Origin of the sequence: Brooklawnia sp. (assembly GCF_032229645.1) — a bacterium.
Taxonomy (GTDB): domain Bacteria; phylum Actinomycetota; class Actinomycetes; order Propionibacteriales; family Propionibacteriaceae; genus Brooklawnia.
Genome location: NZ_JAVTWX010000064.1, coordinates 1 through 10,344, shown reverse-complemented (window position 1 = coordinate 10,344; position 10,344 = coordinate 1). Strand labels below are relative to the sequence as shown.

Below are 10,344 nucleotides of genomic sequence, written 5' to 3'. Positions count from 1 at the left end.
AGGCGGATGCCTCGTCAGAAGGGCATGGTCAGCGACAACACATCGAGTGCAGGTACGCCAGATCAAGGTAGTGGCGTCGCACCAGGTAGTTGGCCATGCCTCGAAGGCAAACACGCTAAATCCGAACTTTCGATAATCCGCGTTTCATTTTCTGGGCATGCCCATATGCATCGCACGGTGGTTTCGGCGATGTGCTCGGCGGCTTCCACGCCGGAGACCTCGGATTCAGGCCGAGAATCGCATCCGAGACGCTCCCGTGACAAATGCCCCAATCACCCTTGCCGCTCCCCCTTCGGGGGTCAGGTGACCGGCTGTGTCCGTAAGGCACAATTGTCCTGAACGCTCTCCCGTATCAACGCCGATGTGAAGGACGCACCTCATGACCAAGAGACTTTGGCCCACCACTGTTGTGATGCTCACACTGTTGTTCACCGGCTGTGCCGTCACCGACACTCCATTTGACCGCACGCCGGGCACCGGATCGAGCGGCGGGTCGGGCCTGATCGGCCCCACCTGGCTACTGGAAGAGCTGAACGGCCAGCCGGTGGTCGAGGGCACCTTTGCGTCCCTGACCTTCAACGATCAAGGCGGGCTGGGCGGGGTCGGCGGCTGCAACGTCTACGGCGGCGACTTCACAGCTGACGGCAGCCAGATAGACGTGGACGACTCCATCGTCTCGACGATGATGGCCTGCGATGAGCCCATCATGACCCAGGAGTTCGCCTTCTTCGAGGCTCTCAAGTCGGCGTCCGCCTTCACCATCGAGAACACCACGCTGACCTTGTCCGACCAAGACGGCAGCATCGTGGCCACCTTCACCGCACAATCCCAAGATCTCGCCGGCACCAGCTGGCTGGTCACCGCGTTCAACAATGGCGATGAGGCGGTCGTCAGTGTCCTGGACGGCACCGCGCCGGCTATCGATTTCGGCGCCGATGGGCAGGTCTCCGGAACCGCCGGATGCAACCGGGTGGTAGGCGGCTTCACGACAGCAGCTGGCACGATCAAGTTCTCTCCTCTGGCAACCACCCAGATGTTCTGCGCCGAGCCGGAGGGAACCATGAATCAGGAAACCCGGTTGCTGGCCGCACTCGAGACTGCCGCCACCTACCACATTGAGGGCCCGCGCCTGGAGTTCCGCACCGCGGACGACGCCATAGCCGTGCAGTTCACCCGGGTCTGACGCCCACCCGTCAGCCGGCCGCTCGTTCACCGGACGGCCTCAGTTGCACGCGCTGGCCTCCCCGGTGCCGCAACCGCTCGGTGAATCCGAGGAGCCGCCACAGCACCAGCACGCCCGCCGCCCAAACCAGCACGGCCAGGCCCACTATCAGGTAGTGAACAGGGTCGCTCAGCCAGTCAAGACCGAAGAACCATCTGGCCAGCGAAATCTGCGGCTGCACCGTGGCGATGGCCATCAGGACCGTCACCAGCGCCACCATCTTGCCCGAGTGCAGCGTCATGAGGGCCACGATCAGCCCGGCATAGATGAGCACATAGGCAACTGCCTGTTGCGCATAGATCATGCGGCCGGACGAGGAGAGAAAGTAGTGGTAGACCACCAAGCTCACCAGCGAGAGCCCCAGCCCCGCAGGCAACACGAACCGGGCTATCACTTTCCCGTATCCCTGGGTGGACACCGGTCCCGCCCCCGACCAGGCGGCCAACGCCAACGAAGGTATCGTCACCGCGATGATCCCGAGCGCAGTGTCGTGTGATGCCGCATGCGGGAACCCGCTGCTGAACAGCCGCACCATGATGATCAAGGCGGCTGTGGCGAGCACGAGCGTCAGATCCAGTTTGATCACATTGAGCAGCCCTTGGACGATCGTCTGCCCGCGTCTCAGCATGGCCAGCAGAGCTCGCGGTGAGTTCTCCCGCAGGTAGATGTCGGCCATCGCGAGCGCGGCCTGGGTGGCGCCGGGTTGAGCCACCGCGACATCGGCCTCGGCCATGGCGGCCAAATCGGCGACACCATCGCCGACCACGGTCACATGATCTCCGCCCACCCGCAGCTCCCGCACCATCTCTGCTACTTCGGCGGGGCTCAGGCCACCGAAAAGTGCGTTCTCGCGGGCAATCCGACCCCAGCCGGAGCGTGCCTGCCGCCTCAGGTCATCGCGTGAGATCATGCCCCTGGAGCGTACATATTCGGCATCTCTTGAAGTAATTCCGCGCTCGACGAGCCGGTCGAGATAGTCGGGGGCGGCATCCGCGACGAACACCTTCACCTGCACCCCGGCGTCTGTGAATTCTCCGATCTCACTCAATGCGGTAAAAATGCTCTCCTCGGTGAAGCAGATCACGGTGGTCTCGGCCAGCGCTTCGATCGAGCGGGCTCGGGTGACGACACCGCCGTGCTGTGCGAGGTCGGCGGCACCCGCGATGTAGCTGATGATGATCATCAGGTAGAGACCGCTGGGCACCAGATCGAAGACCACCGGGGCCGCGTCGACGAATGCCTCCAGCGGTGCCCCGATGTCGAGGCGGCTCAGTTCTGCCAGATACAGGCCCGCATAGACGATCACCACCACCAAGAGCGCCTGCAAGATCTTGGACATCACCTGTTCCAGCGGGCTCTGCTGTGACTCCCGCAGACCGCGCGCTGCCCGCTTGCTCATCCGGGTATCGGGGCCCAGTTTCTCGGCCAGATAGCTGCCGTCACCGGACACACAGAAACTCCCGGCCAGCACCCGGCGGCCCGGCCGCAACCGGCGAGGCCCCCGGATTCCGTCCGCGGGATAGCTATCGATCAGCGCTGCCGCGGGGCCATGGTAGACGCCGTCGGCCAGAATCTGGTCTCCCGGGCCGACCAGCAGAAGATCGCCGGGCACCACCTGCTCGGGCGGCACATCGCGCGTCTGGCCATCGCGCACCACGGTGAAGCGCAGCGCCGCCAGATCCAATACCTTCGCAAGCCGGCGTACCGCAAGCTTCTCCTGTAGCCAACGGATCGCGATGCTCACCCCGAGCATGACCAGCGTCAGTATCCCGGACAGCCATTCATGCAATAGCAGCAGCTGCACCAGCGCCAGGCCGATCAGGTTCACATGAAAGACGGTGAATACCGACTCACGGCGGATTCTCCCGGCCGAACGGACCAACGAGCGCTGCGACGCCTTGGCTTCGCCGCTGGCGTATGCCGCGTCGGCCTCGACCTGGCTGAGCCCCCTCGGCGGCTCTGGCGGCCGTCCGGGCCGCCTGCGGCTCCACCAATAGCCGACGGCCACTGCACCGGTTGTGACCGCCAGCAATGCCGACATCAACCCGGTACGCCGCAATCGCACCCTCGGCATCTCGGGTGCGTCCGGGAAGCCGGTCTGCATGTGGACATTGTGCCTCATTCCGCCCCTCGGGGGACTACCCAGCGGTAGGGGATATCACGCGGCTTCCAGGCGCGCGGGATCTTTCTCGTCCCACCGGCGGGGCCGTTCTGGCCTAGCGATTCATCAGGTGGGCGACAGATCATGCGCAGCCGTGGAAACCCCACAAAGATCCACAGCCGACGTAGGGGTCCGTGAATAGTCGAATCCGCGCCGTGAGCAATACCCTTGAGGCAGCCGGTTGACGAGCAATCGGGCGAAGACGCAAAGGAGCGAACTTGTCAACGCTCGATGAGCTATGGGCAGCCGCCTACGATCCCGCAGTACGGCGCACACTTGACTACCCCGGCGGCACGCTGGTCGACGGTTTCGACCGCTTCACCCGCGAATATCATGATCGACCGGCTCTCGACTTCTTCGGCGCCCACACCAGTTTCACCGAGCTGCGGCGTGCGGTCAGCAACGTCGCAGGGCAGCTATCCGAGTTGGGTGTGAGTCCGGGTGACCATGTGGCGCTACTGATGCCCACCTGCCCCCAGCACGTCATCGCTTTCTACGCCGTCCTGGCGTGCGGGGCCACCGTCGTGGAGCACAATCCGCTCTACACGACCCGCGAGCTGACCCCGCTGTTCGGCGATCATCACGCCAAGGTCGCGATCGTCTGGGATGCCTCCGCCCATGCGCTGCAGGAGCTACCCGACGAGGTGCGCCCTGGGACCATCATCTCGATCAACATGATCGCCGCGATGCCGCGGCTCAAACGCCTGATGCTGCGACTGCCGATCGCCAAGGCCCGGCAGAGCCGCGACCAGCTCTCGCGTCCGGCCAAAGGCACCATCATCTTCGAGAAGCTGCTCAAGCCCACGCGCCCGGTACCCAGCACGCTTCGTCCGAAGCCGGACGACATCGCACTGCTGCTCTATACGTCGGGAACCACCGGCACTCCCAAGGGCGTGCCGCTCACCCACACGAACCTGCTCGCGTCCACCACTCAGGCTCTCGAGTGGGTGACCCCGCGTAAACCCGGACGAGACGTCTTTCTCGCCTGTCTGCCGCTCTTCCATGTCTTCGGCTGCTCGCTATCGATGAACGCCGGGCTGACCGACGGCGCGATGCTGCACCTCATCCCCAAGCCGGAGACCGGGCTTATTCTGGACGCGATCAAACGCCGCACGCCGACCGTGGCGATCGCAGTGCCGCCGCTATTCGAACGCATCGTGGACGGCGCCGCCGAGCGTGGGGTATCGCTGCAGGGCATTCGCACCGGTATCTCGGGGGCGATGTCGTTGCGTGGCGAGTTGATCGACAAATGGGAAAAGGCGACCGGTGGCCTGCTGATCGAGGGATACGGGTTGAGCGAATGCTCACCGATCCTGGCGGGTAACCCGGTCAATCTCGACCGCACTGCCGACTCGATCGGCGTCCCGTTTCCCGATACCCAGATTAAGCTCACCGACCCCGACGATCCGTCCCGCGAGGTGCCGCTCGGGGAGCCGGGCGAGATCTTGGCCAAGGGCCCGCAAGTCTTTTCCGGCTACCGCAATCTGCCCGGTGGCGAACCCGACAGCTTCTACGACGGCTGGTTTCGCACCGGTGACGTAGCGGTCACGGACGAGCGCGGCTTCCTACACATCGTCGACCGGATAAAGGAGGTCGTCATCACGGGCGGCTTCAACGTCTATCCGTCCGAAGTCGAGCAGGCGATGCGAGATCACGACGGCATCCGGGAGATCGCAGTCGTGGGCCTGGCCAACGAACTCGGCGTCGAAGAGGTCGTCGCCGCTGTCGTCACGACCGATGGCCTGCTACCCAATGTGGACGAGCTGCGGCATTCGGTGAAAGAGCGGCTGGCGGCCTACAAGGTGCCCCGCCGTTTCTTCGTGGTCAGTGAGCTGCCGCGCAACGAGATGGGCAAGGTGCTGCGCCGCGAGGTGCGGGGCCGACTGGAACGCCGCGACTTCGGCGACCAACTGGCCAAGTTGAGCCCCAAATGGCGGGACCGGCTCGACGAGATCGGCCCCGACGTGCGCGAATGGCTCAGCCAGACCGGGGATGATCTGCACGATCGGCTGGAGAACAGCGGCCAGCAGATGCGCGAGCGGCTGGAGAACCTCGACACCGGCGTGCGCTCATGGATGGACGATGAGAGCAGCGTGCTGCGTGAGCGGTTGGAAAAGCTGGACCTGCCCACCCGGCTAGCTATCTGGCGCGATCACGTGCTCGGCGCCCGCGATCCTGAGCAGGACGACGAGAATGCGCCGCAATCGGATAGCGTTTCGGATAGCCGCTAAGGGCCCTAAGGGCAAGACGGGTCAGGAAGCCAGCAGCATAGGAGATCGCGTCCCCAAAGATCAGCGGCGTGGACGCAGCCTCACCGGCGGCAGCGCAGGGGCCACCAACTCCGGCTCGTCGTCGGTGCGCGGCGTCATGGTGAAGTTGCCCGGATTGTCACCGCCGCGCTCCGCCCCGATGCCCGCCTGCCAGTTGGCTCGCCACGCCTTGATCTCCTCGTGGCTACGACCGACGAAATTCCACCAGCCGACGATGTCCTCGCCGAACGGCTCCCCACCGATGACGACGGCGCGCACGATCTCGCCGGCGTTCGCGTGGGCCCGGAGCCGCAGCCGGCGGCGTCCGGGCGCCGAATAGCCGAGGCTGCCGGCCGGCACCAGGGTGTCGTCCACCTGAACCGTGCCGGAATCGGCCAGCACGCCGAACTCCCAGCTCTCGGGCACGTCGACGACCAGTGGATCGTCGGTGGTGAAACGGATCTCTGCTGCGCACAGCGGCGAATGGACCTGGACGGGAGAGTCCGCGTCCCCGAACTCGCCGACGAAGACGGCGACCTCGTGGTCACCCATCCGCACCGGCTCGCTGGCGAACTGCTCGAAACCGGGGTCCCGGAAGCGCACGTCCGCAGGTAGCGCCGCCCAGAGTTGCACGCCATGCAGCGGTCCGGGCGTGGCGTATTCGGTGTGTGTGACGCCCCAGCCGGCGGTCATGACGTTGACCTCGCCGGGATGCACGAGAGTGTCGGTGCCCAGAGAGTCGCGATGCCGGACCTCGCCGTCGAAGAGCCAGGTCACTGTCTGCAGGCCAGTATGCGGATGCCCGGCGACACGCAGTTGCGGAGCGTCCGGACCGAAGTGGTCGAGCAGGCACCAGGCGCCGATCATCACCCGGCCCCGTTGCGGCACCAACCGGTTGATCGTGAGTTGATCGGCGGTTCCCAACGAGGCCCGATACGGCTGCTTGATATCGACGGCGTTCACACCTCAACTATGCCGCACGATCCGCTCCCGGCGGGTTCTGAGCTAGTCCGGGCGCTTGGACAGCACCGCCACCAGGAAACCGTTCGCGGGCGGACGCAGCGTCCAGGTCGAGTAGCGCTGGTCGAGCCGTAGTCCGACATGCGCGGCGTCGGCCTCGAACTCGTCGAAATCGTAGCGGCGGCCCGCTCCGAAGCCGACGACCAGGCGTCCGTCCGGCGCCAGGTGGTCCTGCATCCGGGCGAGCGCGGGGCGTCGCTCGGCGTCGGCGAAGAAAGTGACGACGTTGCCCGCCGAGACGATGAGGTCGAATTCCGCCTGGACGCCGGTATCGGTCACCACATTGAGATCCGCGAGGTTTTGCACCTCCCAGCTGGCTTGCGGCCAGTCCTGACGGGCGACCCGGATCAGCGTCTCGTCGAGGTCGACGCCGACCACCTCGTGGCCGCGCTCGGCGAGCCAGCCGCCGATGCGTCCGGTGCCGCAGCCTGCGTCCAGAATCCGGCTGCCGCGCTCGGCCATGGCATCGATCGTGCGCGCCTCACCGTAGACATCGCGTCCCTCGGCGACGAAGTTGCTCCACCTGCGTGCATAGTTGCTGGCATGTTCGGGATTGGCGCGCACCGTGGCGAGCCAGACGTTCTCTGTGGGTCCGGGCATGGCGTCCAGGATATGCGGGCGAAAAGAAATCGATCAGCGATCGACGCGAGCCGAACCGCCTCCGGCCAGCTTCAGCACCTCTGCCTTGGTCGCCATCGAGGTATCGCCGGGAGTGGTCATCGCCAGTGCACCATGAGCAGCACCATAGTTGACCGCAGTTTCCAGATCGGCGCCCGAGATCAGGCCGTACACCAGGCCAGACGCGAACGAGTCGCCGCCACCCACCCGGTCAAAGACCATCAGATCGTCGCGCTGAGTTGCCTTCACCAGGCCACCGGCACGAGACCAGGCGATAGCGCTCCAGTCGTTGATGGTGGCGGACTTCACGCCGCGCAGCGTGGTGCCGATCACCTTCAGGTTCGGGTACGCGTCGGCGACCCGCTCCACCATCTTCTTGAAGCTGTCCAACGGCAGCACGGTAAGGTTCTCGTCCACGCCCTCGATCTCGAAGCCGAGCGCGGCGGTGAAGTCCTCCTCATTGCCGATCATCACGTCGACATAGGGCGCAACCGCGCGGTTGACCTCCTGCGCCTTCGTCTGTCCGCCGATCGACTTCCACAGGCTCGGACGATAGTTGAGGTCGTAACTGATCAGGGTGCCAGATTCCTTGGCGGCCTTGCAGACATCGATGACGGCCTGCGCGCTGGTCTGAGACAGGGCCGCGTAGATGCCGCCGGTGTGCAGCCAGCGCACGCCCTTGACGTTGAAGATGTCGTCCAGATCCCAATCGGACGCCTTGGTCTGGCTGATCGCGGTGTGCCCGCGGTCACTCGCCCCGACCGAGCCGCGGACGCCGTAACCGCGCTCGACGAAGTTCAGGCCGTTGCGGGCGGTGCGTCCGACACCATCGTTGGGCACCCAATGGATCAAGGAGGTGTCGACGCCGCCCTGCATCACGAAGTCTTCGACCAGGTGGCCGACCTCGTTGTCCACCAATGAGGTCAGCGCGCCCGCGCGCAGCCCGAAGACCTTGCGAAGACCACGGACGACGTTGTATTCGCCGCCGCCTTCCCAGACCTTGAACTCGCGGGCAGTGCGGACGCGTCCGTCACCCGGATCGAGCCGCAGCATGATCTCACCCAGGCTCAGGGCATCCCACTGGCAGCCTTCGGCAGCCTTCAAACCCAGTTCCACGCTCACTGGTTGTCTCCGCTCAGCTTGGCGACCAGCTCCATGGCCTCACGTGTCAGCGATGTGATCTTGTCGAACTCAGCCGCGTCCACCGTCTTGGCCGGCACCATCCAGGAACCACCGACAGCCGGGATGCAGGACAAGCCGAGGAATTCGCCGAGATTGTTGACGTTCACGCCGCCGGTCGGGATGAACTTGATGTCGGCGAACGGCGCCGACAGGCCCTTGATGGCCGCCGCGCCGCCGTAGACATTGGCCGGGAAGAACTTGACGGTGCTCAGGCCCAGGTCATGGGCGCGCATGATCTCGCTCGGGGTGACCGCGCCCGGCAGCACCGGCACACCCAGTTCCTGAGCGCGTTTCACGACGTCGACACTCAGGCCCGGGCTGACGATGAAGGACGCGCCGGCGTCGACGGCCTGCTCGACCTGCGCGACCGAGCGGACGGTTCCGGCGCCGACCAGGATGTCATCGCGCTTGGCGAGCACTTTGATGGAATCTGGCGCCGCGGCCGTCCGGAAGGTCACTTCGGCGACCGGCAGGCCGCCGGCAACGAGCGCTTCGCCGAGCCCGGCGGCATTCGCTGCGTCGTTGAGCACCACAACAGGAACGATGCGGTAGCGGGTGATGTCGTCAAGAGTGACGCTCATCTGCACTCTCCTCATAGAGACAAGGTGAACAGGACTCACTCGTTTCAGTCAGCGAAACCCGCGAGTCATTAACTGAAATATATGATAGCAGAACGCCCCGCCAAGTGGCAGACTTCGTGCATGAGCATCACGAATCCGAGCGTGCCCGACCCCGGCGGCCCGGCCCCCATCGAGGCAATCGATCGCGCCCTGACGTTGCTCACCGGCCTTGCCGAGGCCGGCCCGGAGCCCGTTCCGCTCACCGCGCTCTGCAGGCACCTGAATCTGAACAAGTCGACCGCCTACCGTGCACTGGCCACCATGCGCGCCCGCGGCTTCGTCTCCCAGGACCTCGACGGCGGCTATCGGCTCGGCGCTGCAGCAATCGGCCTGGGCGCAAACTACTTCGGTCCCGCCGCGCTCGCCCAGTCGCTGCACCCCGCGCTCGTCGTCCTCGCCCGTGAGGTGGACGAACTGGTGCACCTCGGTGTCCTCAACGGCGATCGTGTCATCTACGTCGACAAGGTCGAGCCCGACAAGGCCATCCGCGTCTGGTCACAGGTGGGCCGCAACGCACCGGCCGCCACCACGTCGCTGGGCCGCGCGATCCTCGCCTACCGTCCGATCCCGGACGATCAGCTGGACGCCTTCGCTCACTCCGAGATCGAGGTGGCACAGTTGCGCCAGGCGATGGCCGCGGCGCGCCAGCGCGGCTACGCCACCGAGATCGAGGAGAACGAACCCGGCATCGCCTGCCTTGGCGTACCGCTGCTGTCGAATGGTGGCGCGATCGCCGCCCTCAGTGTGACCATGCTTGCCAGCGATGTCGACGATCAGCGGATCGCCGAGGTTGCTGCCCGAATCGCCGAGCTGGTGCCACCCCGGCTGCCCGACGACGTCGAACTGCCCGTCGCGCTGACTCACGATCGACGAAAGCTAAAGGCCTAACCCAGGCAGCGGAGGCAACAGCCGTAGTCATCAGCCGTTTGATCAAGAAACCTGAGATATGGCTGACAACTCCGAGCTCCGGCTGGCATGTTGGGTTAACCCGTGGCATCCTTGTCTACACGGTCGTTTCCGGCAGTCCCCCCGGCTTGCCGATGTGCGATCGGCTGTCGGGGCTCGCGTCCCAGGGGGTGGGTGCGCGAGCCCCGACCTCACGTCCGCCGCAGCTGGCCAAATGCCCGCCGCCACCGCATCGACTACCGCTAATCACAACAGCTAGCGAATAGCCGGTAGTCGCTGCTACTTCCGGCAGCCGCTGCGGAGCAGGGCGTCCAAACCGGCAGCCGCTGCGGAGCAGGGCACGGATTTCACCCATCGGCGAACCCG

8 protein-coding genes are annotated in these 10,344 nt (G+C 65.4%); 3 read left to right on the top strand and 5 right to left on the bottom strand.

What is annotated here, in order from left to right; translation table 11 throughout:
- The first annotated feature begins 379 nt into the window (after window positions 1–379).
- Window positions 380–1,183, top strand: a complete 804-nt coding sequence (locus AAFP05_RS04600) for an META domain-containing protein (protein ID WP_341728678.1) — start codon at window positions 380–382, stop codon at window positions 1,181–1,183.
- A 10-nt stretch (window positions 1,184–1,193) separates the two neighbouring features.
- Here AAFP05_RS04600 and AAFP05_RS04595 read toward each other — a convergent pair whose 3' ends face one another.
- Window positions 1,194–3,326 (bottom strand): hypothetical protein, encoded by a 2,133-nt coding sequence (locus AAFP05_RS04595; protein WP_341728677.1) that lies wholly within the window; start codon window positions 3,324–3,326, stop codon window positions 1,194–1,196.
- A gap of 275 nt (window positions 3,327–3,601) precedes the next feature.
- On the opposite strand from AAFP05_RS04595, the gene AAFP05_RS04590 reads away from it, so the two are divergent.
- Window positions 3,602–5,614, top strand: coding sequence for an AMP-binding protein (locus AAFP05_RS04590; RefSeq protein ID WP_341728676.1), 2,013 nt, complete (start codon window positions 3,602–3,604; stop codon window positions 5,612–5,614).
- Between the two features lie 60 nt (window positions 5,615–5,674).
- On the opposite strand, the gene AAFP05_RS04585 is transcribed toward AAFP05_RS04590, so the two are convergent.
- Genes AAFP05_RS04585 through eda form a run of 4 tightly spaced genes read right to left on the bottom strand, consistent with a single transcriptional unit; the run spans window position 5,675 to window position 9,033 of the window.
- Window positions 5,675–6,595, bottom strand: coding sequence for a pirin family protein (locus AAFP05_RS04585; protein WP_341728675.1), 921 nt, complete (start codon window positions 6,593–6,595; stop codon window positions 5,675–5,677).
- Window positions 6,596–6,637: 42 nt separating this feature from the next.
- Window positions 6,638–7,252, bottom strand: a complete 615-nt coding sequence (locus AAFP05_RS04580) for a class I SAM-dependent methyltransferase (RefSeq protein ID WP_341728674.1) — start codon at window positions 7,250–7,252, stop codon at window positions 6,638–6,640.
- Window positions 7,253–7,285: 33 nt separating this feature from the next.
- Window positions 7,286–8,392 carry a sugar kinase gene (locus tag AAFP05_RS04575; RefSeq protein WP_341728673.1) on the bottom strand — a complete coding sequence of 369 codons (1,107 nt, stop codon included), beginning with the start codon at window positions 8,390–8,392 and terminating at the stop codon, window positions 7,286–7,288.
- Window positions 8,389–9,033: a bifunctional 4-hydroxy-2-oxoglutarate aldolase/2-dehydro-3-deoxy-phosphogluconate aldolase gene (eda, locus tag AAFP05_RS04570; protein WP_341728672.1), complete on the bottom strand. Its 645-nt coding sequence runs from the start codon at window positions 9,031–9,033 to the stop codon at window positions 8,389–8,391. Before eda ends, AAFP05_RS04575 begins: the two co-directional genes overlap by 4 nt.
- Window positions 9,034–9,153: 120 nt before the next feature.
- Between eda and AAFP05_RS04565 the strand changes: the two genes are divergently transcribed.
- Window positions 9,154–9,960, top strand: coding sequence for an IclR family transcriptional regulator (locus AAFP05_RS04565; protein WP_341728671.1), 807 nt, complete (start codon window positions 9,154–9,156; stop codon window positions 9,958–9,960).
- Window positions 9,961–10,344: the final 384 nt, after the last annotated feature.